Source organism: Streptomyces sp. NPDC031554, from assembly GCF_055580685.1.
This window is the reverse complement of record NZ_JBVIKX010000002.1, coordinates 388,673-415,297: the sequence shown is the minus strand read 5'-3', so window position 1 is coordinate 415,297 and position 26,625 is coordinate 388,673. Positions and strand designations below refer to the sequence as shown.

Here is a 26,625-nt window from a genome sequence, read left to right as displayed (position 1 = left end):
CGGTCCCCCTCTCGCAGTCCACGGCGAGCAGTCAACGGGTCGATATGCCCCCGCAGGCGATCGGGCTCGCACGACAACCGTCGGATCAGGTGCCGTGCACACCGTTGCGGGTCAGCGCCGGACTCTCACCGGACTTCCCCCGCGGGAGGCGAGGGGCCTGATGAACAGGCCCCGACGTCTGGTTCAGCAGAGATGGCGCTCCCGCTCCGGCGAGTACAGGTGGCTGTCGCGGAACTGCTCCGCCCCCAGCGTCCGCCCCACCATGATCACCGCTGTGCGCAGGACGCCCGCCTCCTTCACCTTCTGGGCGATCTCGTCGAGCGTGCCGCGGATGATCAGCTCGTCGGGGCGGGAGGCGTAGGCGACGACCGCGGCAGGGCAGTCGGCGCCGTAGTGCGGGAGGAGCTCCTCGACCACGCGGTCCGCGTACTTGGCGGCGAGGTGCAGCACGATCAGTGCACCGCTGCGGCCCAGAGTGACCAGGTCCTCGCCTTCCGGCATGGGGGTGGCACGGTTGGCGACGCGGGTGAGGATGACGGTCTGGCCGACGGTGGGCACGGTCAGCTCCCGCTTGAGGGAGGCGGCAGCGGCGGCGAAGGCGGGAACACCGGGGACGACCTCGTAGGGCACGCCGGCCGCGTCCAGTCGACGCATCTGTTCGGCGACCGCGCTGAACACGGAAGGGTCGCCCGAGTGCAGCCGGGCCACGTCGTGCCCCTCCTCGTGGGCACGGAGCAACTCGGCGGTGATCTCGTCCAGGGTGAGCTGGGCGGTGTCCACCAGGCGTGCGTCCGGCGGGCATTCCGCCAGTAGTTCGCGCGGGACGAGGCTGCCCGCGTACAGGCAGACCTGGCAGGTGGCGAGCGTCCGGGCGCCGCGCACCGTGATCAGGTCGGCGGCGCCGGGGCCGGCGCCGATGAAGTACACGGTCATCTGTCAGCTCCTGGTGAGGGGTGGTCGGTCTTCTGTACGGCCCACTGGGTGACCGGCATGGCCTGCCGCCATCCGGTGAAGCCGCCCACGGGCACGGCGTGCGCCACCGCGAGCCGCACCAGCTCGCCACCGTGCCGGCGGTGGGCGTCGGCGAGCAGTGCCTCGGATTCCAGCGTGACGGTGTTGGCGACCAGCCTCCCGCCGCGGGGCAGAGCCGCCCAGCAGGCGTCGAGCAGGCCGGGGGCGGTGAGCCCGCCGCCGACGAACACCGCGTCCGGCGTCGGCAGTTCGCCCAGTGCGGCGGGAGCGGCGCCGGTGACGACCCGCAGTCCGGGGACACCGAGGCGTTCCGCGTTGCGGAGGATGCGTTCGGCTCGAACGCGGTCGCGTTCGACGGTGACGGCCCGGCACGACGGGTGGGTGCGCATCCACTCGATGGCGATGGAGCCCGACCCTCCGCCGATGTCCCACAGGAGTTCGCCCGGAGCCGGGGCGAGCGCGCCGAGGGTGGCGGCGCGGACGTGTCTCTTGGTGAGCTGCCCGTCGTGTTCGTACGCCGCGTCCGGCAGCCCCGGCACGGCACCCAGTCGCAGGGCGTCCGGTGCCCGGCGGCATTCGACGGCCACGATGTTGAGCGGATCGCCGGGCCGCGCTGTCCGTGCCCAGTCGTCGGCGGTGGTCTCGGCGGTCGTACGCTCCCGGTCGCCGCCGAGCTGTTCCAGGACCCGCATCCGGCTTGGCCCGAAGCCACGGTCGCTCAGGAGCTCGGCGACCTCCCCGGGAGTGGTCGCGTCGGCGCTGAGGACGAGGAGCCGCCGGCCGTCGTGGAGGGCGGAGGCGAGGCGGGCGGTGGGGCGGCCCACCAGTGTGACGACCTCGACGTCCTCCAGCGGCCAGCCCAGCCGGGCGGCGGCGTGGGACACGGACGACGGGTGGGGAAGGACACGCACCGCGTCGGCCTCTTCGGCGAGCGCGCGTCCGATGCCGTAGAACATCGGGTCACCGCTGGCCAGTACGGCGATGCGGCGGCCGGCATGAGCGGCGAGCAGGCGCGGGACGGCGGGGCGCAGGGGTGAGGGCCAGGCGACGCGTTCGCCGGCGCACTCGGCGGGCAGCAGGTCCAGCTGGCGCGGACCTCCGACGAGGACCTCGGCGCGACGCAGTTCCGCGCGTGAGGGCTCGGCCAGGCCACTCCAGCCGTCGGCTCCGATCCCGACGACGGTGACGACGGAGGGCGGGCCTGGTCGGGCGGGGGTCACTGCTGGCTACCTCGGAGTTCAGGGGGTGACAGGGGCGCACTCTACTAAGCGATCACCCGTGCGACCGAGTCCGGGTTCACATCCCGAGCGATCTTATTGCACACTGTTCGCAATAACCATTGCGTCGCAGGAAGGGGAGGGCATGGGCTCTCCGATCGTGCTCGGGATCGAGTCGTCGTGTGACGAGACCGGTGCGGGGCTCGTGCGGGACGGACGACTGCTCGGGCACGCCGTGGCGTCGAGCATGGACGAGCACGCCCGCTTCGGTGGAGTGGTGCCCGAGATCGCGTCCCGCGCCCACCTGCACGCCCTGCGCCCGGTGGTGCGTCAGGCACTGGACCAGGCCGGGCTGCGGCTCTCCGACATCGGGGCGGTCGCCGTGACCACGGGCCCGGGCCTGTCCGGCGCGCTGCAGGTGGGCCTCGCGGGGGCGAAGGGCATCGCCTACGCGCTGGGCGTCCCGCTCCACGGCGTGCACCACCTGGCCGGTCATGTCGCCGCCGACACCCTGGAGCACGGCCCCCTGCCCGACCCGTGCATGGTGCTGATCGTCTCCGGCGGCCACACCTCGCTGCTCCTCGTGCGCGACCTGGCCCGCGATCCGATCGCCCACCTCGGCGACACCCTCGACGACGCCGCCGGCGAGTGCTTCGACAAGGTCGCGCGGGTCTTCGGCCTGCCGTATCCCGGCGGTCCGGCCATCGACCGGGCCGCCCGCGACGGCGATCCTCGCGCCGTCGACTTCCCCCGCCCCCTCCCCGGCTCCTACGACTTCTCCTTCTCCGGGTTGAAGACGGCGGCGGCCCGCTGGGCCGAATCCCACTCCGGGCGCGAGCTGCCCGTCCACGACGGCGCCGCGTCGCTGCAGGAGGCCGTCGCCGACGTCCTGACCCGCAAGGCGGTCGCCGCGTGCAGGGAGCACGGCGTCGGCACGCTGGTCGTCGTCGGCGGGGTCGCCGCGAACTCGCGGGTGCGGTCACTGGCCGAGGAGCGCTGCCGGGCGGCCGGAATCGCACTGCGGGTACCGCCGTTGAGGTTGTGCACGGACAACGGCGCGATGATCGCCGCCGTCGGCGACCTCCTCGTACGGGCCGGTGCCGAGCCGGCGCCGTGGGACGTGTCGATCGACCCGTCGGCACCGCTGGATTACGCGGCCCTGCATCCGGTGGCGGCCGGAGCGGTGGCCGCGTGATGGACGTCCGTGTCGTCGCGTACGAAGCTCTCCTGGAGCACAGCGCCGCCCTGCGTTCCGTCTACGCCGACGCGTTCTGCGCGCCGCCCTGGAACGAGGATGAGGAGAGGGCGGACGCCTTCGTCGCGCGGCTCGGCTCGGACGTACGGCGTCCGGGGTTCAGCGCCGCACTCGCCTTCGACGGACGAAACGTCGTGGGTTTCGCAACCGCCTGGGCCACGCCCGCCCCCTTCCCGGTCGGCCGTTGCTATCCACAGGCGGCCGCCGGTCTCGGCCCGAGCCGTACCGAGGAGTGGTTGTGCGGTGCCCGCGAGATCGACGAGCTCGCCGTCCGCTCCGCCGTCCGCGGCACCGGGATCGCGGCCGGCCTCCTGCGGGCGGTGACCGAGGACGCCCCCGACGGCCGCGCCTGGCTGCTCACTTCCCTCCGGTCGCCCCGGGCCATGGCCTTCTACCGCGACCAGGGCTGGACGCAGGCCACCCACCCCTCCCCCGGCGGCCACGGCATCGCGGTCTTCCTCGGCCCTCACCATCCCGCCCGAACCCTGGCCGCCCAGCCCCTGTAGCCACCCGGAGCCCACCGTGCGCACCGCCGAGATCCGCCGCCGTTTCCTCGACTTCTTCGCCGAGCGCGGCCACACCGTCGTCCCCAGCGCCCCGCTGCCCACACCGGACCCGACGCTGCTCTTCGTCAACGCCGGCATGGTCCCTTTCAAGCCGTACCTGACAGGCGAGGCGGCGGCGCCGTGGCCGCGGGCGACGAGCGTGCAGAAGTGCGTGCGCACCCTGGACATCGAGGAGGTCGGCCGCACCACCCGGCACGGCTCCTTCTTCCAGATGAACGGCAACTTCTCGCTCGGCGACTACTTCAAGGAGGAGGCCATCGCCTTCGCCTGGGAGCTGTCCACCTCGCCGGTGCCGGCCGGCGGCTACGGCCTGGACCCGGACAGGATCTGGGTGACCGTGCACCACAGCGACGACGAATCCCGCGCTCTGTGGCGGCGCATCGCCGACCTCCCCGACGAGCGGATCGTGGCCCGGGGCGACGAGGACAACTTCTGGTCGATGGGCGTGCCCGGTCCGTGCGGTCCCTGCTCGGAGCTGTACTACGACCGCGGTCCGGCGCTCGGCCGCGCGGGCGGCCCGGCGGTCGACGAGGACCGGTACATGGAGTTCTGGAACCTCGTCTTCATGCAGTACGAGCGCGGCGAAGGCCCCGGCAAGTCGGGCTACCCCATCCTCGGCGAACTCCCCCGCCGCAACATCGACACCGGCATGGGCCTGGAACGCATGGCCACCCTGCTCCAGGGTGTCGACAACCTCTACGAGACCGACGAGACCCGCCCGGTCCTCGACCGGGCCGCCGCGCTGGCCGGTGTCCGCTACGGCGCGGACGCCGAGGCCGACGTACGCCTGCGGGTGGTCGCCGACCACGTCCGCACCGCCCTGATGCTGCTCGCCGACGACACCTCTCCCGGCAACGAGGGCCGCGGCTACGTCCTGCGCCGCATCCTGCGCCGGGCCGTGCGCTCGATGCGTCAACTCGGCTACCGGGACCCCGCGCTGCCCGAGCTGCTGGCCGTGGCCCGCGACTGCATGGCGCCCGGCTACCCGGAGGTCGCAGACACCTACGACCGGATCGTCGACCGGGCGGCAGGTGAGGAGGACGCCTTCCGCGCGACCCTGCGCCAGGGAACGACGGTCCTGGACACGGCCGTGGCCGAGGTCAAGTCGAACGGCGGTCGCCGGCTTCCCGGCGCGCAGGCGTTCCTGCTGCACGACACGTACGGCTTCCCCATCGACCTCACCCTGGAGATGGCGGCCGAACAGGGCGTGGAGGTCGACCGGGAGGGCTTCACCGCGCTGATGCGCGAGCAACGCGAACGCGCACGAGCCGACGCGCGCGCCCGTAAGTCAGGCGGCACGGACACGGCCGCACTGCGTGGTGTCCTGGGCGAGCACGGTCCTACCGACTGGCGCGCGTGGGACGCCCTGACCACCCGGTCCCGCGTCCTCGCCTTGCTGACCGCTGCCGGCCCGGCCCCGGTGGCGAGCGAGGGAGAGATCGTGACCGCGGTCCTGGACCGCACCCCGTTCTACGCCGAGTCCGGTGGCCAGGACAGCGACGCCGGCCACCTCTCCGGCACGTCGGTGGAGGCCGAAGTCCTGGACGTGCAGCGCCCGCTGGCCGGGCTCGTGGTTCACCAGGTGCGCGTCACGGCAGGTGAACTCGCCGTCGGTGACGAGGTCACGGCGGCCGTGGATCCCGAATGGCGGCTCGGCGCCCGCCAGGCCCATTCCGGCACCCACGTGCTGCACGCGGCCCTGCGCCAGGTACTCGGCCCCACCGCCCTGCAGTCCGGCTCCTACAACCGTCCCGGCTACCTCCGCCTCGACTTCCCCTGGCGGGGCGCCCTGTCCCCGACTGTGCGGAGCGAGATCGAGGAGGCCGCCAGCCAGGCGCTACGTCGTGACCTACCGGTCGGCGTCCGCTGGATGACCCTGCCGGAGGCGAAGGAGCTGGGCGCTCTCGCTCTCTTCGACGAGACCTACGGCGAGAAGGTCCGCGTGGTCGAGATCGGCGGTGCCTGGTCACGGGAGCTGTGCGGCGGCACGCACGTCGAGCACGCCTCGCAGATCGGCGTCGTCGCGTTGACGTCGGAGTCCTCGGTCGGTGCGGGCATGCGCCGTCTGGAGGCCGCCGTCGGCGTCGAAGGCTTCGGCTACCTGGCCCGCGAACGCGACCTGGTCGCCCGCATCGCCGAGCAGGTCCAGGCACCGCGCGCCGAACTCCCCGACCGCATCGCAGGGCTGCTGGAGCGGCTGAAGTCGGCCGACCGGGAGAACCAGCGGCTGCGGCAGGCCGCCACGCGCACACGCGCCGCCGAACTGGCGGGCAAGGCACAGGACGCGCACGGAGTCCTGGTGGTCACCGCGACCACGGACGGCGACACGGACGACGCCAGGACCCTGGCCACCACCGTGCGCGACCTGCTCCCCGCTGAGCGCCCTGGAGTCGTGGTGATCGGAACAACCTCCGGCCACAAGTCGATCCTCGTGGCCGCCGTCAATGCGGCCGCCGAGGCGTCGGGACTGTACGCCGCGCGACTGATCAAGCGACTCCTGCACGGCAAGGGTGGCGGATCGGCGCAACTGGCCCAGGGCGGCGGCCTGTCCGCGGACCGTCTGTGGCACGTCCTGGAGTCGGTATCGACAGCTCTCCACCAACACTGAGGTCTCGCGGCTCGCCTCCGTTCGAGCGAACGCGCGGCCTAATGCGACAACGTCTCCTAAGGTAAGGGGAGATATGACTGCATGACTGTTACCGTTCAGGTCGACACGACCCGCCCGGTGGCCACCCTCATCAACGTGTTCACGGTCTCCCCCGACCGTCAGGACGAGCTGATCGAACTGCTCGCCCGTGCGACCGAGGAGACCATGAAGCACCAGCCCGGCTTCGTCTGCGCCAACTTCCACGCCTCACTCGACGGCGAACGGGTGATCAACTACGCCCAGTGGGAGACCGAGGAGCACTACAGGGCGATGCTCGACAACCCCGAGGCCCGCGTCCATATGGACCAGGCAGCCAAGATCGCGACGGACGTGCAGCCACGGCTCTTCTCGGTGAAGTCTGTCCATCCGCGCTAGTGGCAGGTCCCTGCTGCCCTCTCCGGCGCGACGCGTGCGCCAGCGCCTCAGAACGACGCTGCCGTGGTACCACCGGGCGGCACCGCATCTGGCACACCCCCGGGAAGCGGCAGGTTGGTCACCACGAACTGGTTCAGGATGTCGTCGCGATCCATAAACATGATCTGGCTCCGCTTCGCCGCGTCCAACGCGTTGCCCAGCCAGTTGCGTGCAGCCTTGGTGATCTCCCCGCCGGCCACGATGAACGCATGGTCGACGAGGACGCGCCGGTTGGTCTCGGGGTCGAAGATCTCGTGCGCCAACATCATCAGAGCTTGATTGTGGATCTCAGCGATGTTGGCATTGCCCGCCCTGGACCTACCGGTGGTATCCAGCTTTCCGCGCTTCACCTGGATGCCGAAGTACAGAAAGTGCCGAGTCGGCAGGGTGTACCGCATCCGGATGTCCTTGCCGTACTCCAGCGCCTTGTCCCGGTGCCCGGCCGCCGTGATCCGGTGAAAACCCAGCTGCCGGAACAACGGCAGCAGCACTTGTTCAATGAGCGCATCCTCACTGCACGTGTCCAGGAACGCGGCAAGTGCTGTACGCCGCTGCATCTCGGCGGCGCTCAGAGGACGATGCGGGTTCTTGGCCGGCATCGAGACAGTGCTCGTTCCGATGTGCCGCAGATAGCAATGCTTGTCCTCCTCGTAGAAGGCTTCGAACCCTTCCCGGGCGAGCGCATTGTTCAGCAAGCGCAGGGCATTGGGCCGGTCGAGCCCTTCATTGAGGGCATCCGCCGGATTCATCAGGTGGTCGATCACCCTGCAGAAGGACTCCGGCGGGTGTGAAGGCCCCTCGTGCGGCTCTGCCAACAGTTGTTCCAGCACCCCTGCGACCCAGCGGTGCCGCGTCGAACCGTCGTGCTCCCAATCCATGTCGAGTTCGGCGAAGAACTCGGTGATGTAGCTGCTTGATCGATACGGGAAATATGCAGGCTCGGCACCAGCCTGAGGATCAGCCACACCGAGGTTCCCGCAAATGAGGTCGCCAAGCATTTCCAGCGTTCGCTTTCTGAACTTCACGACGCCCTCCCCAGAGCCGCCCCCCCCCAGCCACCGCGTGCGGACCATTGTGCCCTGTCACCGCAGAACGTCCGCACACGCACGACCAGGTCCGGTTTCGTCACGGGTGCCGTGTCAATGGTGGCCACGACGTCACGCATCCACCGACAGTCGGCATACCGCTGAGCCCGTCCCGAGCAGGCACACCACATCAACCCACAACACGACAGAACCCGCCCGGTTTCCCGCAGGGCGCGTCTCCTCACGGATCCCCGTCTTGCTGGCTGCGATCGCAAATTCAGCGTCCCGAGGCGCATCGCAGGAACACGAACTGCATGCGGAGCCGAGGGCGTCATGCGCGCGAGCACGGTCGATCTCGTGACGAAGCCCCACCGGACGTGTTCCGGTGGGGCTTCGTCGAGTGGCTCCGGCCAGAGGCCCCGCCAGCGTGCCCCCCGGCGGGCTCGCGCTGTCACCGGGCTGTCGCGGGCGCTGTCACATCTCTGTCACCGACTACACCGACTCCCCCGGACTGCGAGGCCCTGACCTGCTCTTACGCTCCAACTCTGGACTGACGTGGACGCCTCTGGACGGTCTTTACAACCTGTGCCAGGTGGTGCCCAGAGAGGGCCCCAGGATCAGAACCGGAGCGTCTTCTGGCCCGTCGAAGCGGTATTGCAGGGTGTTCGGTGGTGTCTCGCTCACGCCCCAGACCTTCTCACGTCTCACGGACGCCCCTATAACGAGGGTTGCGGCCGCACAGGTCTGACCAGGTGGAAGACCTCCCGGGTGGTGTGGCGCTTGAGGCTTCGGCCATCTCGCGTCGGGTCTTGCCCTCCTTGCTGCGGCGTTCGTGCGGGCCAGGGCCGCCCCGATGGAGCCGGCTTCCGACCCGACGGCTCATCGCGTAGGTGGCACCAACCGCACGGATGGCCAGAACAGTGACGGCGCCTGGTCGGGCACGCCCCTGTCGAGACAGACCCCTCGGCATCAGCAGCGGACCATCACCGGCCGGCGGTCGGCGAGCGGCAGTACGTCGTCGGCGGCGGTTCGTATCGAGCGCTCAGGTCCCGCAGGCAGTGGATCATCCTGTCCCGCTCTCCGGGTACCGTCAGGGTATGAGTCATCCGCACCCCGAGCTGAAAGCCGCCCCGCCCCTTTCTGAAGGAGGGCTGCGGGTCATCGCCCTGGGCGGCCTGGGCGAGATCGGCCGCAACATGACCGTCTTCGAGCACGCGGGCAAGCTGCTCATCGTCGACTGCGGCGTGCTGTTCCCCGAGGAGACCCAGCCCGGCGTGGACGTGATCCTGCCGGACTTCACCTCCATCCGTGACCGGCTGGACGACATCGTGGGCATCGTCCTCACCCATGGCCACGAGGACCACATCGGCGGCGTGCCGTACCTCCTGCGCGAGCGGTCCGACATTCCCGTCGTCGGCTCCAAGCTGACGCTGGCGTTCCTGGAGGCCAAGCTCAAGGAACACGGCATCCGACCGCGCACGGTGCGGGTGCGCGAGGGCGACCGACGCCGCTTCGGACCCTTCGACTGCGAGTTCGTGGCGGTCAACCACTCCATCCCCGACAGCCTCGCGGTCGCGATCCGCACCCGGGCCGGGATGGTGCTGCACACCGGCGACTTCAAGATGGACCAGTTCCCCCTCGACGACCGCATCACCGATCTGCGCGCCTTCGCCCGCCTCGGCGAGGAGGGCGTGGACCTGTTCCTCACCGACTCCACCAACGCCGAGGTACCCGGCTTCACCACCTCCGAGCGGGAGCTGAACCCGGCGATCGAGCAGGTGATGCGCACCGCGCCGCGCCGCGTCATCGTCTCCAGCTTCGCCAGCCACGTGCACCGCATCCAGCAGGTCCTGGACGCCGCCCACCAGCACGGCCGCAAGGTCGCCTTCGTCGGCCGGTCGATGGTCCGCAACATGGGCATCGCCCGCGACCTGGGCTATCTGAAGGTCCCGTCCGGTCTGGTCGTGAGCACGAAGGAGCTGGAGAAGCTCCCCGACCACAAGATCACTCTGGTGTGCACCGGCTCCCAGGGCGAACCGATGGCCGCGCTGTCACGGATGGCCAACCGCGACCACATGATCCGCATCGGCGAGGGCGACACCGTCCTGCTCGCCAGCTCCCTCATCCCCGGCAACGAGAACGCCATCTACCGGGTGATCAACGGACTCACCCGGTGGGGCGCCCACGTGGTCCACAAGGGCAACGCCAAGGTGCACGTCTCCGGCCACGCCAGCGCCGGCGAACTCGTCTACTGCTACAACATCGTCAAACCCCGCAACGTCATGCCCGTGCACGGCGAATGGCGCCACCTGCGGGCCAACGGCGACCTCGCCATCCGTACCGGCGTCGACCCCGACCGGGTCGTCATCGCCGAGGACGGCGTCGTCGTCGACCTCGTCGACGGGCGCGCGTCCATCACCGGCAAGGTCCCCGCCGGCAACGTCTACGTGGACGGCATGGAAGTCGGCGGCGCCACCGAAGCGTCCCTCAAGGACCGCCTCACCCTCGCCGCCGAAGGCGTGGTCACGGTGGTGGCGATCGTCGACGCGGACACCGGCGCCCTCGCCGAGGCCCCCGACTTCCTGGCCCGCGGCTTCGTCCACGACGACGCCACCTTCGAGCCGGTCGTCCCCGTCATCGAGAAGACCCTCGCCACGGCGGCCGAGGAAGGCGTCGGGGACGCACGCCAACTCGAACAGCTCATCGCCCGCGCCGTGGCGAACTGGGCGTTCCGCACCCACCGCCGCAAGCCCCTCATCATCCCCGTCATCATCGACGCCTGAGACACAGCCCGGCAGCACGGTCCCCGGTTCCGGTCGCGGTCTCGCAGGCATCGCGGCCGGGCACGGGAGTCAGCAGCCACCCCAGGAAGCCGGGGCGGCAAGACCGTCCACATGATGAGTCACGGGCTGGTCCGCGGTCGTGTCGGCGTAGACCGCTTCCGGGACACCGACCGTGTGCCGCGGAAGGTCCGTGTCCTGGCCTCAGCGTTCCCGCACGCCTTCCACCTCGGACTTGAGGCTCCTCCGTCGCGGGTCAGCTACGGACCAATGCCTCGGCCACCGCCCGGCCCGTTCGCGGCGCAGCACGCGGCAACGCATGTGACCAGCGGCGCAGGCCCGGACGCTGTCGCGGTCAGTAGGTGGCCAGGGAGATGGCGATGTAGTGCGCGGTGAAGGCTGCCACGGTCAGGGCGTGGAAGACCTCGTGGTAGCCGAACCAGCGGGGTGAGGGGTCGGGCCGCTGCAGGGCGTAGACGACCGCGCCCGCGCTGTAGAGGAGACCGCCGACATTGCTCCGAACTGCGCGCGCAGAGGCACAGGGCGTGCGGCGCCCGCACCGGACGACGCTCGAAGCAACTGAGGTCAGGAAGTTCGGCCGAGGTCACACCCGTCTCAACAGATCAGGGGCCGCACAGCGATGGCTGCGCGGCCCCTGATCCTGTGCACGCCCTGCCCGAGAGCAGGCGCTTCGCCCGGTATGGCGGCAAAGCCCGCACGGGCGGCGCTCACCGGACGCGGTGTGCGTGATCCCTCGGGCGGGTCTGTGAGGTCAGGCCGGGGTGATGTTCTCGGCCTGCGGGCCCTTCTGGCCCTGGGTGACGTCGAACGTCACGGTCTGGCCCTCCTGGAGCTCGCGGAAGCCCGTGGAGTTGATCGCGGAGTAGTGCGCGAAGACATCCGGGCCGCCGCCGTCCTGGGCGATGAAACCGAAACCCTTCTCCGCGTTGAACCACTTCACAGTTCCCGTTGCCATGTCTGATGCCTTCCAGTCGATGAACGCCTCCCACTCCATGGGGAAGGCGGAGGTGATCGCCCTGGTTCCTGCGGCACAGCACAGCAAAAAGCCCACACCAAAGGCGCGGGCGGGGGAAATTCCGAACCACGACAGCTGACACAGAACGCTACACGCCCACACGCCACGTCACCATAGGAAACGATCACGCCGCATGCCGCGACCTTGCGCGCGGTGCCCGCCGACGCGGACGGGCACGCTCATCTCATGCTGCTGCGGTCGGTTTCGCTGATTCGATGGCGCGGCGGTATTCGGCGTTGATGCGCTGGGCTTCCTCGAGCTGGTCTTCGAGGATGATGATGCGGCACGCGGCCTCGATGGGGGTGCCGTGGTCGACGAGTTCCCGGGCGCGGGCGGCGATGCGCAGCTGGTAACGGGAGTAGCGGCGGTGGCCGCCTGCGGAGCGCAGCGGGGTGATGAGGCGGGCTTCGCCGATGGCACGGAGGAAGCCCTGTGTGGTGCCGAGCATCTCGGCGGCCCGGCCCATGGTGTAGGCGGGGTAGTCGTCGTCATCGAGACGGCCGAACGTGTCGTCTGCTGTCATTGCACCTCTCTGTGGAACGCGTGGAGGGGCCCTGGCGCCGTAGTGGCACCAGGGCCCCGAAGGAACTGCTACACCATCGACCGGCCCTGATACTGCACCGGCCCTCTGTTTCCGCAGACCCGACCGAGATGCTGTCGGGGGCGCGGGGATCGCGGTTGCTCGACCGGAGACCACCTCACTATCGATGTCCTGCGGTACCCGGGTCCAAGACTTCCGCCCGGGCGATCCTGATGGCGCTCGGCTCCTCCGTTCTTCCCTCTTGATCAACTACTCACTAACGGGAACTGCGTACTACTGGTACTGCGAACTGCTGGTGGCCTCGAACAGCGCCACTCTTCGGCAGCCAGCCCCGTCGCCCGTCCTGCGTCTGCCCTGGCTCAGAACCCCACTGCCGAACCTCCCGATGCGCGCGCCCGCAGCCGACGCCTTCACCGAGGTACTGCTCACTGACTTCACTGCTGGGTACTGCGAACCTTCACTTACTGGTACCGCCACTGCGGTACTGCTCATGGCGGCCCCTGATCACTGCGGGCCACCCGGTCCGGTCGTCAGTCCCGTCGCCGTCCTGCAACCGCTCTGGCTTCGGAACTCCACCACCGCACCGTCCTGCGAACTGCAACTGCGTACTGCTGCCCGGCAGTTCATCTCTGCCGGGCCTCTCTTGATCTCGGCTACGACAGAAACCTTAACCACACCGTCGGCCAATGTCTACTCCAGCGGGTATAGATTTCCGCGCGCTGGAAGATGAGGTACTCCGCCTCGACCAGGCTGCCTCGACCGGTCCCCATGGATGGTTCAAGCAGCCGCGAGGCTCTGGCCGGCGCTCACAGTGACCCACCACCGCGTGGCATGTCGGGTTGGGCGTGACGTCGCCGCCTGCGCCGCGGCTGCCGTCGGCGGCACCGGCCGACACTGCGTCCAGTGAGGACACCATCGACCGGCACGGACGTTTCCAGCCGTGACGCCCCCAGGTCGGCCCTTGACGAGCGTGGCAAAAGGCCCTGCGCCGCCTTCGACGATCCCGGGATGATCGAGCAGCTGGTGGCGAACCAGCACGGCCCCTGACTCGAACAGTCCGCGGGCTGCGGAGACACGGACTCACGGCAGCGGATGGCGTCATTTGCCGGCTGTGGTTTTCCGCCCCTTTCAGGCAAGCACTGGGGCTCTGCGGGGTTGGCAGGCGGAGGACGGGCACAGGGGTCGGGTACCCAGGGCGGGAGGCATGGACGATTCAGAGATCAGGGTGACCCTGGTGATCACGATGGTTGCCGGCGCCGCAGCCGACCGTGGCTCCTGACGCGGCGGACACTGTGGTCCTGGTCGTCTCCGAGCTCGTCACCGATGCCCTGCGCCACGGTGGGGGCCGCTGCACACTGGAACCGACTGCGCACCCCGACACCGTCGAGGTCGCCGTTCACGATCCCAGCCGGCATGTGCCGCGCGTGCGCACCCCTGACCTGAACGGCGGTACCGGGGCTTCGGCCGGCCCACGGTCACCGGCCTCGCCCACGCCACGGCGCCCACCCGTCGGGCCTCCGGCGGCAAGACCGTGAGCGCCCTCCTTGCCCAGTAGCGTCACCGCTCAAGCAGCCGGATGGCCGACGAAGATGGTCCGCCTCATACCGCAACCCGACGAGTTGCCGGGTGACGTTGCCGCCCTGTTGGAGCCCGGCCAGAGCCACCAGAGGTCCCTGGCCGCGGCCACCGGTGGCGCTGCCGCCACCGGTCGGCCGACTGCCGAAGCGCTGTGGGGCAGAGGGTGTCGGCTGTGCTGGGGGATTGCGCTCACTTGGGCGAGTGCCCGCCGTCTTCGACGCCCTTGTGAAGGAGGACGGGCCGCCCACGCGTCTGTAGTTCCCTGTCGCCCGGATCCCGCAGGGCAACGGTGACGGGAACCCGCCGCACGCGGTGTGGGCCCGACCGGCGTACCGGTCGGGCCCACAGTGCTGCTCAGGTGTCGGCCCGTGTCTGTTTACCCGATCAGGCCGTGACAGGGGTGCCGAGCATCGCGGAAGCGTGCTGCATCGGGCTGAGAATGCCCAGGGGCGCTTCCTTGGGAACGGCGCGGCAGGTGAAGCCGAGCTGAGCCATGGCCCGCAGGACTTCGGCGGCGCTGAAGTCACGGCGGTCCTGGCGCGTGATGACCTGGCCGACCTGCTTGACGGGGTAGTGGCGGCGGCCGATGATCACCGATTCGCCGGTGACCGGTTCGGGCTTGATGCCCTTCATCGATTCCAGCACGCCGGCCTTGGTGAGCTCGAAGGGGAAGCGGGCGATGACGCAGCGCATGTGGCCTCACAGAGAGAAGGGAACAACGGTCCGACCAGGGGCCAGGTGTTTCAGCGGGAAAGGGCGAGGATGCCCAGGGCGCTGCCTTGCTCGTCGACCACCGGCAGGACACCCAGCCGGCGGGCGCGCATCGCGTGCTCGGCTTCGGCCATCGTGGTCACGGGTGAGGCGAACGAACCGTGGTCGCCGAGGATGTCGCGCAGGCGGACACGGTCCGTGTAGTCGGAGCTGTCGCGGACGGCGGCGAGTTCGGCATGGGTGACCAGGCCGGTGCACTGGCTGTCCTGGTCGCAGACGACCAGCCGGACCGTGCGTGCGGCGGCCATGACGGCCAGCGCCACCTCGACGCTCATGTCGTCACAGACCTGCGGTCCGGCCGCGTCCATGACCTCCACCGCTGTCCTGTGCGCGGGGTCGGCGTCCGCCGGGCGGGACTCTGTCTGAACCAGCGTCAAAGCGTGCCTCCTGCAGAGATGGGTCGGCTTCCTGATCACTGAAGATCTAGGCCACCGCGCCGAAGCCGGACTGGCGTCCGGGGGTGCGCCTGGTCGCCGAGGCGGGGCGGCGGCGACCTCGGGAGGTGGCGCTGCGCTTGGGGCGTTCGACCACCGGTGCGGTGATGACGACCGGGATGCCGGACGGGGCCTGGGCGCCGGTGATCCGGCTCAGGGCCTCGTCGCCCGAGCGGACCTGGGTGGTCTGCGGCCGGATTCCGGCGTCCGACATCAGACGGACCATGCCACGGCGCTGGTTCGGCGTGACCAGGGTGACGACGCTGCCGGACTCGCCGGCGCGGGCGGTACGGCCGCCGCGGTGGAGGTAGTCCTTGTGGTCGGTCGGCGGATCGACGTTGACGACGAGGTCAAGGTTGTCGACGTGGATGCCGCGCGCCGCGACGTTGGTCGCCACCAGCACGGTGACGTGCCCCGTCTTGAACTGCGTCAGCGTGCGGGTGCGCTGGGGCTGCGACTTGCCGCCGTGCAGCGCGGCGGCCCGCACCCCGCTGTCGAGCAGGTCCTGGGTCAGCCGGTCGACGGCGTGCTTGGTGTCCAGGAACATGATCACGCGGCCGTCGCGGGCGGCGATCTCGATCGTGGCGGCGTGCTTGTCGGCGCCGTGGACGTGCAGGACGTGGTGCTCCATCGTCGTGACCGCGCCGGCCGAGGGGTCGACGGAGTGCACGACGGGGTCGGTCAGGTAGCGGCGTACCAACAGGTCGACGTTGCGGTCCAGGGTGGCGGAGAACAGCATGCGCTGCCCCTTCGGGCGCACTTGGTCGAGCAGCGCGGTGACCTGGGGCATGAAGCCCATGTCGGCCATCTGGTCGGCCTCGTCCAGCACGGTGACGTCCACGTGGTTCAGCCGACAGTCGCCGCGGTCGATGAGGTCCTTGAGCCGTCCCGGTGTCGCGACGACGATCTCGCTGCCGGTGCGCAGTGCGCCGGCCTGTCGGCCGATGGACATGCCGCCCACCACCGTGGCCAGCCGCAGCCGCACGGAGCGGGCGTACGGGGTCAGCGCGTCGGTCACCTGCTGTGCCAGCTCACGCGTGGGTACGAGGATCAGCCCCAGCGGCTGGCGGGGCTCGGCACGCTGTCCGGCGGTGCGGGCGAGCAGGGCGAGGCCGAAGGCGAGGGTCTTGCCGGAACCGGTGCGGCCGCGGCCCAGGACGTCACGGCCCGCCAGGGAGTTCGGCAGCGTCGCTCCCTGGATGGGGAACGGTGCGGTCACACCCTGCCGGCCGAGTTCGGCCAGGAGCTGCTCGGGCATGTCGAGATCGGCGAAGTCCTCGACGGCGGGCAGCGCGGGGGTGATCGTCCTGGGCAGCGCGAACTCACCTTGGACCGCGGCGGGCCGACGGCCGTAACCGCCGGAGCGGACGGGCCCGCCGGTACGGCGCGGTGCCTGCGAGCCGTAGCCGCTGCCGCCCCTTCCGCCATCGGCACGGCCGTCACGGGTGCGGGCGGGGCGGTCGTTCGTGTACGTGCGGTTCATGCGGAACCTTCCTCGATGTGGCGCATATCAAGGAATTCCCGCCGCAATGAATGGCACGGAGAATTACAAGTATGGACCGGTGGCAAAAGAAAGCAGATCTGGCCGACCGAAACCTCCGGGGGCGCAGGTGCTGAGATGGGTGACGCCCTGGGGACCTTGCGATCCGGGCGCCCACTGCGATGCAGCACTTCAGGACGCGCCTGCGCCCTGGGGGAGGAACCGCTTGTGGTGGTCTGCGGGTTCCTACGGGGCGTCCCGCGGGTGAAAACCGCTGCGGGATACGCGTGCAGCTGGGGCCCGCACCCCGGAGGATGCGGGCCCCAGCTGCAGATGGTGCGTGAGCGTCAGGCCGGAACGATGTTCTCGGCCGTCGGGCCCTTCTGGCCCTGGGCGATGTCGAAGGTCACCTTCTGGCCCTCGAGCAGCTCACGGAAGCCCTGCGCGGCGATGTTCGAGTAGTGGGCGAACACGTCGGCGCCGCCACCGTCCTGCTCGATGAAGCCGAAGCCCTTTTCCGCGTTGAACCACTTCACGGTACCGGCAGCCATGTCATATCTCCTTCGGGGCAGTGCATCGGCGTCCGCACTGCGCGGACGCCGTGTCGCCGCGATGATTACCCCGCCCGGAAATGACCGGAAATACAAAAGTGCTCCCGGCAAAAGCGCGGCGGGGGCACTTGAAGTTTTTGGGAACCACAACTGCAACTGGGATCGACAGTAGCACGCCGGAACGTTCCGTGTGCGTTGCACAATTCCGCTCTGCTCGTCGCGGCAAAAACTCGTACTGCGTGGTCCGTAAAACTCTGACCTCTCGGGCACAGATATTGATTCACTCGGAGTGCAACGTCTCATGAAGAGTCGCCGACGACACCAGGGCTCCCAGGGGCGCGACGACGTACGCGGCCATCCGTAAAACGGCGCTCGCCTCCCGTCCTCGCTTGCCTGCCATGGGGGGGTGATCGCTCGTCGGGACGGCGGTCATCGGATCCATCTCACCGTGGCCGTCCCGGCACCCGCATCGGACCGGACCAGCCCGAGGACCGCGGCGGCTGATCGCTCTCACATCTCCGGCGCTGCCCGGTCGGTGCCGGTGTCGATGAGGATCTGATCGGCCTGCGTCACGTTGCCGGCGCGGACGGCCTCGGCCACCGCGGCGCGCGCGGCGTCGGGCGTCGCGTGCGGCGTCGGGCGTCGCGTGCGGCGGGACCACGAGCAGGAAGAAGAGATCCCGCTCGCCACGGGTGATGAGGACGGTGTCGTCGCCGACCGGGAAGGAGTCGATGTGCACGACTCGGTCATCGATAACCAGCCTCGTCGGCAGTGCTTCCCAGGCACCGGCGTCCAGGCCGGCACGTGTGACCGGTTCGAGGTACTCGGCCAGGGCGGGGAGCTCCGCGGCGATGTCCCGGGACCGCGGCCACCATGCTCCGTCGGGAACACCCCGACGGTCGTGCGGTCTCCAGCCGTACGACAGCCGTCGCGGGTTTCAGGGCCTGGTGGACGGCGTCCGGCAGGAGCCTGGTCACCCCCGGGGAGCCGGAGTCGGACATCGCACTCGCCTGCCTGTAAGGAAAGTAGAGTGAGAGATCGGTCCGCTCTTCTGTGCCCGAACAACGAGGTCGCCATGCAGCCCACGGAAACACCCCCGGACGGGCACGCCGAGGTACGTATCGTCGCGGCCTCCCCCGAGGTCGCCCGTCGCGTCGCGGAGGTTCTCCGCCAGTGCTTCGCCGCCTCCGAGCAGCGCAGCTATCCCGCGGACAGCCAGGGAGGGACCCGCCTCCAGCTCACCGTGGACACCACCCGCCCGGCAGAACCGGCACGGTCCTGGCTGGAGACGAGCCGCTCCTCGGAGGACGACCGCCGACAAAAGTGAGCCTACGTCCAGGAGCGGTCCGTTCGGCCTCTTCGGGGAATAGCGTGAACTCATCACCGGGCGGCTGACCCCGCGCAGAGGTGCAGAGATCCGGAGACAGGTTTCGCGCGATGCCCGCTACCGCCCCTCATCCCCCGCTACGGGCCGTTCCCTTCAGGGTAGATGCGTAGGCGAGTGCCATCGCAAAGTAGGCGCACCCCGAAAACGTCACAGGGACACGGGCCGCATGAGGCGCCGACCGCATCGTGCCCGACAGCGCAGCCGGTCTCATGACGAAGCCGCGCCGGAGCTCTCCGGTGCGGCTTCGTCGTCTCACGGCTCCGCGCAGAGGTCCTGTCAGGATGGACGCCGGCGGGGCCGCACCGTGTCACCCGTCTGTCGCACAGCCATCACCAACTGGGCGGCCCCTCACGGACCAGGAGGCCCTGAACTGGGATTTCACGCCCGTACTGGACTGGCGTAGACGTCCCTGGACGGTCTCTGCAACCTGTGCCATGTGGTGCCCAGTGAGGGACCCAGGATCAGGACCGGAGCGTCTTCTGGCCCGTCGAAGCGGTATTGCAGGGTGTTCGGTGGTGTCTCGCCCACGCCCCAGACCTTCTCACGTATCGCAAAGGCCCCTGGCACGGGGGCTCGTGGGAGGGCGGACCGCACAAAGGCACGAAGGACGGGAAGCAGGGGTCACCTCACCGCTCGGGGACATGCCCACCGACGGGCGACGTGGAGCGCCGCGGTCGGCCGTCGGGCCGGCGAGGCGAGCCGGGCCGGGCTGCCGGGCGAGGCGGCGGCGAGTCCTGCTGACGCGCGCCGGCACGACGGCGGCGACGGGCCGGGCGTCGTCGTAGGCCGGGGCGTCGTCGTAGGCCGGGGCCGCGCGGGTGGTCGCGGCGCTCGCCGACGGGCTCGCACCGGGAGGCGGGCGCGGGCCGGAGTCGGCGGTCGCGCCGGCCGACGCACCGTCCCGCTCCCGGCCTCCCGGTCACCCCGAGGCCAGCTGTTCCGCTATCTCCTTGATCCAACCGGCGCTCTTCGCGGGATCGTCGAGGGTCTCCGCCCACGCCTCCGGCTCCAGCCTGTGGTCGGCGGGGCCTGACTTGAGGGCGATGAGGAGGGCCCTCGCGGACTGCCTCATCTCGGCCGTCGTGTTGCCGCTGCCGGGGATCCCGGGGCCTGCCGCCAGGGCGTAGATCTCGCGCGCCATGGCCTGGCGTTCGCCCGCCGACACCTTCTTCCAGAACTTCAGGGCGTGCTTCAGCGACTCACCGCGGGACGCGGCCTCCGCGGAGGTCTCGCCCTCCGGCGCCCAGCGCTCGGGGTGGCGGACCTCCTCGTAGCGCTTCGTGGCGGCGCGGAGCGCCTTGTACAGGGTGACGCCGAGGACGAGGCCGGCCCCGGCCCCGGCCAGGCCCCAGCCGACCGGGTTGGTCGCCAGCCCGGCCGTTCCCGCCGCGACCGCCGTCACGACGCCGGCCGCGGCCTTGGTGGATTCGCCCACCGCGCCGCCGACCGCCTCCTTGCCGATCTTGGTGAGCTGCTTCTTCTTCGCGTACCCCTGCGCCGTGTTCAGCTTCTCCACGTCGTTCTCCGCGCGCCGGAGGGTCTCGGCGGCGTCACGGGCCTCACCCATCGCCTCCCAGGCGGCGTCGACGGCCTCGGAGACGAGCTCCAGCCGTCCCTCGCCCTCGTGGTTCCAGTAGGCGTCCAGCGCGACGTACGCCTCCGCCGCGGCCCAGTTGGCCTGCTCCCGCGACTCGTTCAGCCGGGCCAGCGAACCCGCGTGGACGAGGTGGGGGTCCCCGAGCTCCTTGACCTTCTTGTACTTGCGGGCAGCTCCCCCGACGCGGAAGGCCGCCCGTACGCCCTTGATCGCGCCGACGGAGGCGCTGGCGATGCCGCTCGCCTCGGACGCCACCGCGGCGTCCGCCGCCTTCTGGACCTTGGTCACCTCCTTGGCGATGGCGGCGCTGTAGCTTCCCGAACTGGCGGCGCCGACGACCGTGTCGGTCCCCTTGGTCCTGGCCTTCTTCTTCGCCGTGTGGTGGGCGGCCCCGGTCTCGTGCTTGGTGGCGTCCTTCATGTTCTTGTACGCGTCCATGCCGCTGACCACGGTGCCGGCGGCCTCCGTGAGGAGGTTCCCCGAGGCGGCGGAGGCCCCCGAGGCGGCGGCGGAGTGCTTGAGGCCCTCGTTGGCCGCGGCGGCGGCCTGCTGGGTGAAGCCCGCGTTGGTGGGGGTCTGGACGCCCTTGACGAAGGTGTCGATGGGTTCGAGGTTCTTCTTGAACCTCTCCAGGAGCCCGGCGATCCGGTCGCGGTAGTTCTTCTTCCTCGCTCCGGCGGACGCGCCGCCGTTCTCCGGCGCCTTCCCCTTGTCCGCGGCCCTGGCCCGTTGCACCGCCGCGGTCGTGGCCCGGTTGCCGGCGCTGGACTGCATCCGGAGGAGGGCGTGCTCCACCGAGTTCCCGGACGGGCTCCCGGTCCGGCTCCCTTCCCGGCGCTGCCGGGCCGACGTCAGGACGGCCGCGGACTGTCGCGGGGAGGTGCGGTGGACCGGGGTGCTCATGGGCATGCCTCTCCTGCTGCCGGACCGGGCGAGGCGAAGGTAGCCGGGCACGGCCAACGGCAGGGGTGCGGTGGGGAAACTCTTCGGGACGCCTCGGAACACGTCGCGGGAGGACGGGTCCGGGGCTCGGGGCGGTGTCCGACGGGGCGGCGTCCGACGGGGCGCCCGCGGATGTCACGGCCAGTGGAGGCGTCCGCGCCGTCCCGGCCGCGCGCGGTGGCTCACAGGTCGTCGGCCCACGTGGCCAGGCCGGTCAGGGCGCCCACCGGGTCGATGTCGGGGGTGCCGCGCGGCCACCAGTCGTCCCGGCCCGGCTCCGATTCGTACGGGTACCACAGACCGTCGCGGCCGAGGCGGAGCTGGACGTGGCCGCCGGGGTGGGTGAGGTGGTTGCGCCAGGGGCGGAAGGCGGGGAGGTCTGCGGCGCGCAGGAGGGGCCGGGCCCGGTCGAAGCGGCCGGCGGGCGGGTCCCAGTGCTCCTCCAGGACGGCGAGTCCGTCCGGGCCGCCCTGCCTCCAGGCGGCGACCGCGCGGGCCAGCTCGCCCGGGGTGCGGCCGGCGGCGGAGGCGAGGGAGGCGTAGAGCGTGCGGCCGGCGGCGGTCAGCCCGGAGCCGGGACGCGCCGCGGCGAGGCGTACGGCGTCCTGCCAGAGGGTCAGCCCGCCGATCTCGTCGTGACCGGTGGTCAGCAGCGCGTGGGCGCGCAGGGCCGCGTCGGTGGCGAGCTGGTCGAGGGCGAAGGAGTCGGGGCCGTCCGGCACGGCGGGGTAGGCGGGCGGCTGTCCGGGGTGCGGCGGCGGGGGCGGGGGCGCCGGCAGCGGCGGGAGCAGGCGGGCGGCGAGGGCTTCGGTCGCACGCACGCCCGGCACGGGTTCCCGCTCCTGCTCCTGGGCGGCGCGGGCCGCCCGCGCGGCGTTGCGGCGGGACAGCGTGTCGAGCAGCTCGCGCTCGCCCCGGCCGCGCAGCAGGAGCAGGACGAACGGGTCGGCGTCGAGCAGCCGCGCGGTCTGGTAGCAGAGGGCGGCCGCGTGCTTGCAGGGGTGTCCGCGGTCGGGGCAGCTGCACTGGGGGGCGAGGTCACCGGGGCCGGGGAGCAGGGGCACGCCGCAGTCGGCGAGGGACTCGGGCATCTCCCTGTCGAGCAGCGCGGCGATGTGCCCCGGCCGTTCGACCGCGGCGTCCAGGAACCGCTCCCAGTCGTCGTCGCCGAGGGTGCGCAGCCGCACCTGGACGCGGTAGGGGCGGGCCCGGCTGCCCCGCACGTACGCCAGGACCAGGCCGGGTGTGACGGTGATGGCGTCCACGTGCCCCTGCTCGGCGTAACCCCGCCCGCGCGCCAGGCGCTCGGCGTCGAGGGCGCCCTCCTCCAGCGCGGCGGTCCAGGCACCGCCCCACCAGGTCTCGGCGAACCCGCCGCCCGCCTCGCCCGCCCCGGCCGGCCGGGGCGGGAAGGCGGGGAAGGTGCGGCGGTGATCGCCGTCGCGGCCGGGGGCGGCCATGGAGCGGGGCGTGAGAGGGCCGGGGGTGGCCGTGGAGGGGGCGGCGGGGGCCGGGGCGGGCAGGGGACGGACGGCGGGATCGGGGTCCGTCACCGGATGAGGGATCGGATCGTGGTCCGTCACCGGGCGGAGGACCGCATCGGGGTCAGCCACCGGATGGAGGACCGCGTCGGGTGTCGTCGCCGAGCCAAGGGCCGCATCGGGGTCACCCGCCGGGCGGAGGGCCGCATCGGATGCCGTCGCCGAGCCAAGGGCCGCATCGAGGTCACCCGCCGGGCGGAGGACCACATCGGGTGCCATCGCCGAGCCAAGGGCCGCATCGGGGTCACCCACCGGGCGGAGGACCGGATCGGGGTCAGCCACCGGGTGGAGGGGCGCGTCGGACGTCGGGGAGGGCGGAGCGGCTTCCCGGGACGCGGGTCCGCTCGGCCCGGGGGTTTCGGCCGCTGCACCGGGGACGGTCTCCGACGGCATCCGGAAGGCGTCCTCGGCGAAGGCCCGTACGTCCCGCGCGCGGGACGCGGCGGCACGGTCGCCGGGGCGGCGGGCGCTCGCGGACACGCCGGGGCGGGCGGCACGGCGTGCGCCCGCCCCGTCTCCCGGTTCCCCGGTTCCGGGCGGCGTCCGCCGGGCCTGTGTGCGGGCGGCGCGCAGGGCCTCCCGGGCCGCGTCGCCGGGCCGCGGACCGGACCCGCCCCGCGGCCCGTGGGGGGCCGGGGGCACGTCCGCCGTCGGGGGGACGTCGGTCCGCGGGGCCTCCTCGCGGGCCCGGGGCGCGTCGGCCGCGCGCCGCAGGGCCGCGCGTGCGGCGTCCCCGGGGCGGGACGGGGTCCCTGCGGGCCGCCGAGCGCCGGAGTCCGCGGGCGCGGTCTCCGGCCGGGGCCGGCCCCCGGGCACCTCGGCGGGTTCCGCGGACGCCGGTGCCGGCTCCGGTGCCGGTGCCGGCTCCGACGCCGCGTCGTCCGCGCGCTCCCGTGCCGCCCGCAGGGCCCGGCGGACCGCCTCGGCCGGGCCGCTCCCCCCGACCGGGCCGCCGGCCCCGGCCGGGCCGCTCGCGCCCGTCCCCGCCATCACGCCTCCCTCCGCAGCCTGACCAGGTCGGACAGTTCACGGTCCGTCAGCTCGGTGAGGGCGGACTCGCCGGAGCCGAGGATCGCGTCGGCGAGGGCGCGCTTGGCCTGGAGCATCTCCGCTATGCGGTCCTCGACGGTGCCCTCGGTGATGAGGCGGTGGACCTGGACCGGCTGGGTCTGGCCGATGCGGTAGGCGCGGTCGGTGGCCTGCTCCTCCACGGCCGGGTTCCACCAGCGGTCGAAGTGGACGACGTGGCCCGCGCGGGTGAGGTTCAGGCCGGTGCCGGCCGCCTTCAGCGACAGGACCAGGACGGGGGTCGCGCCGTCCTGGAAACGGTCCACCATGCGCTCGCGCTCGGGCACCGGCGTACCGCCGTGCAGAAGGTCCACCGGGACGGCGCGGCCGGCCAGGTGGGCGGTGATCAGCCGGGCCATGCCGACGTACTGGGTGAAGACCAGGGCCGAGCCGTCCTCGGCCAGCAGGGTGTCCAGCAACTCGTCCAGCAGGGCGAGCTTGCCGGAACGGGCGGCGAGGGCGTCGCCGGTGGCGGGGGCCTGCTCCTTGAGGTAGAGCGCCGGATGGTCGCAGATCTGCTTGAGCGCGCCGAGCAGCTTGAGGACCAGGCCCCGGCGGGCGATGCCGTTCGCCGTCTCGATGGCGTGCAGCGACTCGCGCACCACCGCCTCGTACAGCGCGGCCTGTTCGCGGGTGAGCGGGACGGGGTGGTCGGTCTCGGTCTTGGGCGGCAGCTCGGGGACGATGCCGGGGTCGGACTTCCTGCGCCGCAGCAGGAACGGGCGGACCAGGCGGGCGAGGCGCTCGACGGCCTCCTCGTCCTCGCCGTTCTCCACCGCGCGCGCGTGGCGGGCCCGGAAGGCCTTCAGGGGGCCGAGCAGGCCCGGTGTCGTCCAGTCCAGGAGGGCCCACAGTTCGGAGAGGTTGTTCTCGACGGGGGTGCCGGTGAGGGCCACGCGGGCGGGGGCGGGGAGGGTGCGCAGGGCCTTCGCGGTGGCCGAGAAGGGGTTCTTCACGTGCTGTGCCTCGTCGGCGACGACCAGGCCCCACGGCTGCCCGGCCAGGGTCTCGGCGGCCGAGCGCATGGTGCCGTAGGTGGTGAGGACGAAGCCGCCGGTGAGGTCGTCCAGGGTGCGGTCGGAGCCGTGGAAGCGGCGGACGGGGACGCCGGGGGCGAACCGGGTGATCTCCCGCTGCCAGTTGCCGAGGAGGGAGGCGGGGCAGACCACGAGCGTGGGTTCGGGGCGGGCCCGGCGCAGGTGGAGGGCGATGAGGGTGATCGTCTTGCCGAGGCCCATGTCGTCGGCGAGGCAGCCGCCGAGGCCGAGGGAGGTCATGAGGTCGAGCCAGGCCAGGCCGCGCAGCTGGTAGTCGCGGAGGGTGGCGTCGAGGCCGGGGGGCGGCTCGGCGGGCCGGACGCCGGCGGTGAGGCGGTCGCGCAGGGCGGCGAGCGCGCCGACGGGGACCGCCTCCACGGTCTCGCCGTCGACCTCGGCGGTGCCGGTGAGGGCGACGGAGAGGGCGTCCACCGGGTCCAGCAGGCCCAGCTCGCGCCTGCGGGCCTTGCGGACGAGGACGGGGTCGACGAGGACCCACTGGTCGCGCAGCCGCACGACGGGGCGGTGGGCCTCGGCGAGGACGTCCATCTCGGCCTCGCTGAGGGGGTCGCCGCCGAGGGCGAGCTGCCAGCGGAACCGGAGCAGCTCCTCGCTCTCGAAGAAGCCGGTGCCGTCCGTCGCGGAGCCCGGCGCGGGCCGGACCACCGCCGTCGCGGTGAGGTCCTGGGCGAGGTCGCGCGGCCAGTGCACGGCGACCCCGGCGGCCGCGAGGCGGGTCGCGGCCACGCCGAGGAGGTCGCCGAGCTCGTCCTCGGACAGGGCCAGGACGTCCGACGTCTGCGCGTCCTGGTCGGCGAGGCGGGCCAGGGGCGCCCAGACGCGGGCGGCGCGCCGCAGGGCCAGGGCGGCGTCCACGTGGGCGCGCGGCCCGAAGTCGGCGTCGGCCCGGCCCGACCACAGGGCCGCCGCGTCGGTCACCAGGGTCGGGTCGGCGAGGCTGTGCACCTGGACGACGGCGGCCCCGGCGCGCCGGGCCCCCTCGCCGTCGTCGAACAGGTCGTACGCCGACAGGTCGAGGCGCAGGGAGATCCGCACGCCCGCGTCCATGCCGGCGGCGACCTCGGCGGCCCAGTCCCGGGCGCCGGGCAGCCGCTGCGGCCGGCGGTCGGCGAAGGGCCTCCCGCAGGCGTGGGGCGCTGCGGGGGTGCGGGGCAGGGTGTCGGCGACGGCGTCCAGGAAGGAGCGCATCAGGGCCTCCGGCTGCGGCAGCCGGAGAGGGCCGGGGCCGGGCAGCGGGACGGCGTGGCCCTCGTACGGCAGGGCGGCGGCGACGGCGCGCAGGTGGGCGACGTCCTCCGGTTCGAGCGGGCCGGCCCGCCAGGCGTCGTGGCCGTCCGGGGTGAGGCCCGGCAGCAGCCGGCCGCGGGCGGTGAGCCGCAGCGCGTGCAGGGCCGCGGCGCCCCAGCAGGCGGTCGCGGGGTGGGCGGCGGGGTCGTGCCGGGCGCGCACCAGGAGCGGGAGGGCGGCCTCGACGGGCAGGGCGAGGGCGGGGGCCTGCCGGCGGCGGACCGAGGTCCCGCGGCGGTGGACGACGGTCAGCTCGGTGCGCTCGGCGTGCGCCGGGCCGGGCAGCGGGCCGTCGTCCGGGTCCCAGAAGGCGACCCGGCCCTCGCGCGGGAGGGCCGCGGGCAGGAAGACGGCGGCGAGGCGCGCGCCGACGGGTTCCGCCGGGTGTCCGGCGGCCACGGTCGTGTCGCTCATACGCGGTGTCCACCTCCCGTCCGCGTGTCGGATCATTCGTCCACGACTCTACGGGCGGGGTCTG

At 71.9% G+C, this 26,625-nt stretch carries 21 protein-coding genes and 2 pseudogenes; 8 read left to right on the top strand and 15 right to left on the bottom strand.

The genetic code is table 11. From position 1 onward, the window contains the following. Window positions 1-183 precede the first annotated feature (183 nt). Entirely contained in the window at window positions 184-933 is a 750-nt protein-coding gene (gene cobM, locus ACZ5FU_RS07290) for a precorrin-4 C(11)-methyltransferase (RefSeq protein ID WP_451529256.1), read from the bottom strand. After that, complete coding sequence (gene cbiE, locus ACZ5FU_RS07285) at window positions 930-2,192, bottom strand: precorrin-6y C5,15-methyltransferase (decarboxylating) subunit CbiE (protein WP_469045056.1); 1,263 nt, start codon at window positions 2,190-2,192, stop codon at window positions 930-932. The genes cobM and cbiE overlap by 4 nt, the downstream gene beginning before the upstream one ends. A 142-nt stretch (window positions 2,193-2,334) precedes the next feature. On the opposite strand from cbiE, the gene tsaD reads away from it, so the two are divergent. The 4 genes from tsaD (at window position 2,335) to ACZ5FU_RS07265 (ending at window position 7,032) form a co-directional block, all read left to right on the top strand. Next, on the top strand, window positions 2,335-3,384 hold the full coding sequence (gene tsaD, locus ACZ5FU_RS07280; RefSeq protein ID WP_451529258.1) for a tRNA (adenosine(37)-N6)-threonylcarbamoyltransferase complex transferase subunit TsaD: 1,050 nt from the start codon (window positions 2,335-2,337) through the stop codon (window positions 3,382-3,384). Then, window positions 3,384-3,950 carry a GNAT family N-acetyltransferase gene (locus ACZ5FU_RS07275; protein ID WP_451529259.1) on the top strand — a complete coding sequence of 189 codons (567 nt, stop codon included), beginning with the start codon at window positions 3,384-3,386 and terminating at the stop codon, window positions 3,948-3,950. The genes tsaD and ACZ5FU_RS07275 overlap by 1 nt, the downstream gene beginning before the upstream one ends. Before the next feature lie 16 nt (window positions 3,951-3,966). Then, a complete protein-coding gene (alaS, locus tag ACZ5FU_RS07270) occupies window positions 3,967-6,618 on the top strand; it encodes an alanine--tRNA ligase (RefSeq protein WP_468834472.1) in 2,652 nt (883 codons plus the stop codon). An 81-nt stretch (window positions 6,619-6,699) separates the two neighbouring features. Beyond that, entirely contained in the window at window positions 6,700-7,032 is a 333-nt protein-coding gene (locus ACZ5FU_RS07265) for an antibiotic biosynthesis monooxygenase family protein (protein WP_451776843.1), read from the top strand. A gap of 47 nt (window positions 7,033-7,079) precedes the next feature. Here the strand turns inward: ACZ5FU_RS07265 and ACZ5FU_RS07260 are convergent, their stop codons facing one another. Together ACZ5FU_RS07260 and ACZ5FU_RS07255 are read right to left on the bottom strand one after the other, a co-directional pair. Next, a complete protein-coding gene (locus ACZ5FU_RS07260) occupies window positions 7,080-8,096 on the bottom strand; it encodes a hypothetical protein (protein WP_451776846.1) in 1,017 nt (338 codons plus the stop codon). Window positions 8,097-8,681: 585 nt separating this feature from the next. Then, window positions 8,682-8,816, bottom strand: a pseudogene (locus tag ACZ5FU_RS07255) (bifunctional 3-oxoadipate enol-lactonase/4-carboxymuconolactone decarboxylase PcaDC); the annotation flags it as partial. A 377-nt stretch (window positions 8,817-9,193) separates the two neighbouring features. On the opposite strand from ACZ5FU_RS07255, the gene ACZ5FU_RS07250 reads away from it, so the two are divergent. Next, window positions 9,194-10,879, top strand: a complete 1,686-nt coding sequence (locus ACZ5FU_RS07250; RefSeq protein WP_451529263.1) for a ribonuclease J — start codon at window positions 9,194-9,196, stop codon at window positions 10,877-10,879. A 352-nt stretch (window positions 10,880-11,231) separates the two neighbouring features. On the opposite strand, the gene ACZ5FU_RS07245 is transcribed toward ACZ5FU_RS07250, so the two are convergent. Further along, a complete protein-coding gene (locus ACZ5FU_RS07245; RefSeq protein ID WP_468834577.1) occupies window positions 11,232-11,465 on the bottom strand; it encodes a hemolysin III family protein in 234 nt (77 codons plus the stop codon). A 183-nt stretch (window positions 11,466-11,648) separates the two neighbouring features. Beyond that, window positions 11,649-11,852: a cold-shock protein gene (locus ACZ5FU_RS07240; RefSeq protein WP_351906378.1), complete on the bottom strand. Its 204-nt coding sequence runs from the start codon at window positions 11,850-11,852 to the stop codon at window positions 11,649-11,651. On the opposite strand from ACZ5FU_RS07240, the gene ACZ5FU_RS07235 reads away from it, so the two are divergent. Continuing rightward, entirely contained in the window at window positions 11,851-11,991 is a 141-nt protein-coding gene (locus ACZ5FU_RS07235; RefSeq protein ID WP_451529265.1) for a hypothetical protein, read from the top strand. The two genes, ACZ5FU_RS07240 and ACZ5FU_RS07235, sit on opposite strands and share 2 nt — an antisense overlap. A gap of 105 nt (window positions 11,992-12,096) precedes the next feature. Here the strand turns inward: ACZ5FU_RS07235 and ACZ5FU_RS07230 are convergent, their stop codons facing one another. Further along, entirely contained in the window at window positions 12,097-12,435 is a 339-nt protein-coding gene (locus ACZ5FU_RS07230) for a MerR family transcriptional regulator (protein ID WP_451529266.1), read from the bottom strand. A 1,277-nt stretch (window positions 12,436-13,712) separates the two neighbouring features. Here ACZ5FU_RS07230 and ACZ5FU_RS07225 point away from each other — a divergent pair. Next, a pseudogene (locus ACZ5FU_RS07225) lies at window positions 13,713-14,008 on the top strand (ATP-binding protein); the annotation flags it as partial. Between the two features lie 407 nt (window positions 14,009-14,415). On the opposite strand, the gene ACZ5FU_RS07220 reads toward ACZ5FU_RS07225, so the two are convergent. The 5 genes from ACZ5FU_RS07220 to ACZ5FU_RS07200 all read right to left on the bottom strand — a co-directional run bounded on the left by ACZ5FU_RS07220 (window position 14,416) and on the right by ACZ5FU_RS07200 (window position 18,120). Next, window positions 14,416-14,724: an SCO5918 family protein gene (locus tag ACZ5FU_RS07220; protein ID WP_451529267.1), complete on the bottom strand. Its 309-nt coding sequence runs from the start codon at window positions 14,722-14,724 to the stop codon at window positions 14,416-14,418. A 50-nt stretch (window positions 14,725-14,774) separates the two neighbouring features. After that, window positions 14,775-15,179 carry a CBS domain-containing protein gene (locus ACZ5FU_RS07215; RefSeq protein ID WP_469045055.1) on the bottom strand — a complete coding sequence of 135 codons (405 nt, stop codon included), beginning with the start codon at window positions 15,177-15,179 and terminating at the stop codon, window positions 14,775-14,777. A gap of 46 nt (window positions 15,180-15,225) precedes the next feature. Further along, window positions 15,226-16,719 carry a DEAD/DEAH box helicase gene (locus ACZ5FU_RS07210; protein WP_469045053.1) on the bottom strand — a complete coding sequence of 498 codons (1,494 nt, stop codon included), beginning with the start codon at window positions 16,717-16,719 and terminating at the stop codon, window positions 15,226-15,228. Window positions 16,720-17,063: 344 nt separating this feature from the next. Next, the gene (locus ACZ5FU_RS07205) at window positions 17,064-17,267 is read right to left on the bottom strand and encodes a cold-shock protein (protein WP_023586116.1); all 204 of its coding nucleotides are present in this window, start codon (window positions 17,265-17,267) and stop codon (window positions 17,064-17,066) included. A 280-nt stretch (window positions 17,268-17,547) separates the two neighbouring features. After that, complete coding sequence (locus tag ACZ5FU_RS07200; RefSeq protein ID WP_469045103.1) at window positions 17,548-18,120, bottom strand: DUF5994 family protein; 573 nt, start codon at window positions 18,118-18,120, stop codon at window positions 17,548-17,550. A gap of 222 nt (window positions 18,121-18,342) precedes the next feature. Here ACZ5FU_RS07200 and ACZ5FU_RS07195 point away from each other — a divergent pair, with 222 nt between their 5' ends. Next, on the top strand, window positions 18,343-18,594 hold the full coding sequence (locus ACZ5FU_RS07195) for a hypothetical protein (RefSeq protein WP_451529318.1): 252 nt from the start codon (window positions 18,343-18,345) through the stop codon (window positions 18,592-18,594). A gap of 979 nt (window positions 18,595-19,573) precedes the next feature. On the opposite strand, the gene ACZ5FU_RS07190 is transcribed toward ACZ5FU_RS07195, so the two are convergent. The 3 genes from ACZ5FU_RS07190 to ACZ5FU_RS07180 all read right to left on the bottom strand — a co-directional run bounded on the left by ACZ5FU_RS07190 (window position 19,574) and on the right by ACZ5FU_RS07180 (window position 26,561). Further along, window positions 19,574-21,154 (bottom strand): hypothetical protein, encoded by a 1,581-nt coding sequence (locus ACZ5FU_RS07190; RefSeq protein WP_451529270.1) that lies wholly within the window; start codon window positions 21,152-21,154, stop codon window positions 19,574-19,576. A gap of 221 nt (window positions 21,155-21,375) precedes the next feature. After that, on the bottom strand, window positions 21,376-23,724 hold the full coding sequence (locus tag ACZ5FU_RS07185) for an SWIM zinc finger family protein (protein WP_469045052.1): 2,349 nt from the start codon (window positions 23,722-23,724) through the stop codon (window positions 21,376-21,378). Continuing rightward, window positions 23,724-26,561 carry an SNF2-related protein gene (locus ACZ5FU_RS07180; RefSeq protein WP_468645144.1) on the bottom strand — a complete coding sequence of 946 codons (2,838 nt, stop codon included), beginning with the start codon at window positions 26,559-26,561 and terminating at the stop codon, window positions 23,724-23,726. Before ACZ5FU_RS07180 ends, ACZ5FU_RS07185 begins: the two co-directional genes overlap by 1 nt. Between the last annotated feature and the right edge of the window lie 64 nt (window positions 26,562-26,625).

Coding starts and splice junctions, on each gene's coding strand:
- ACZ5FU_RS07235 (WP_451529265.1), top strand. CDS start 11,851: ATGTCTGATGCCTTCCAGTCGATGAACGCCTCCCACTCCATGGGGAAG.
- ACZ5FU_RS07180 (WP_468645144.1), bottom strand. CDS start 26,561: ATGAGCGACACGACCGTGGCCGCCGGACACCCGGCGGAACCCGTCGGC.
- ACZ5FU_RS07240 (WP_351906378.1), bottom strand. CDS start 11,852: ATGGCAACGGGAACTGTGAAGTGGTTCAACGCGGAGAAGGGTTTCGGT.
- ACZ5FU_RS07185 (WP_469045052.1), bottom strand. CDS start 23,724: ATGGCGGGGACGGGCGCGAGCGGCCCGGCCGGGGCCGGCGGCCCGGTC.
- ACZ5FU_RS07205 (WP_023586116.1), bottom strand. CDS start 17,267: ATGGCTGCCGGTACCGTGAAGTGGTTCAACGCGGAAAAGGGCTTCGGC.
- ACZ5FU_RS07210 (WP_469045053.1), bottom strand. CDS start 16,719: ATGAACCGCACGTACACGAACGACCGCCCCGCCCGCACCCGTGACGGC.
- ACZ5FU_RS07195 (WP_451529318.1), top strand. CDS start 18,343: ATGCAGCCCACGGAAACACCCCCGGACGGGCACGCCGAGGTACGTATC.
- ACZ5FU_RS07250 (WP_451529263.1), top strand. CDS start 9,194: ATGAGTCATCCGCACCCCGAGCTGAAAGCCGCCCCGCCCCTTTCTGAA.
- ACZ5FU_RS07190 (WP_451529270.1), bottom strand. CDS start 21,154: ATGAGCACCCCGGTCCACCGCACCTCCCCGCGACAGTCCGCGGCCGTC.
- ACZ5FU_RS07265 (WP_451776843.1), top strand. CDS start 6,700: ATGACTGTTACCGTTCAGGTCGACACGACCCGCCCGGTGGCCACCCTC.
- ACZ5FU_RS07275 (WP_451529259.1), top strand. CDS start 3,384: ATGGACGTCCGTGTCGTCGCGTACGAAGCTCTCCTGGAGCACAGCGCC.
- ACZ5FU_RS07220 (WP_451529267.1), bottom strand. CDS start 14,724: ATGCGCTGCGTCATCGCCCGCTTCCCCTTCGAGCTCACCAAGGCCGGC.
- cobM (WP_451529256.1), bottom strand. CDS start 933: ATGACCGTGTACTTCATCGGCGCCGGCCCCGGCGCCGCCGACCTGATC.
- ACZ5FU_RS07230 (WP_451529266.1), bottom strand. CDS start 12,435: ATGACAGCAGACGACACGTTCGGCCGTCTCGATGACGACGACTACCCC.
- tsaD (WP_451529258.1), top strand. CDS start 2,335: ATGGGCTCTCCGATCGTGCTCGGGATCGAGTCGTCGTGTGACGAGACC.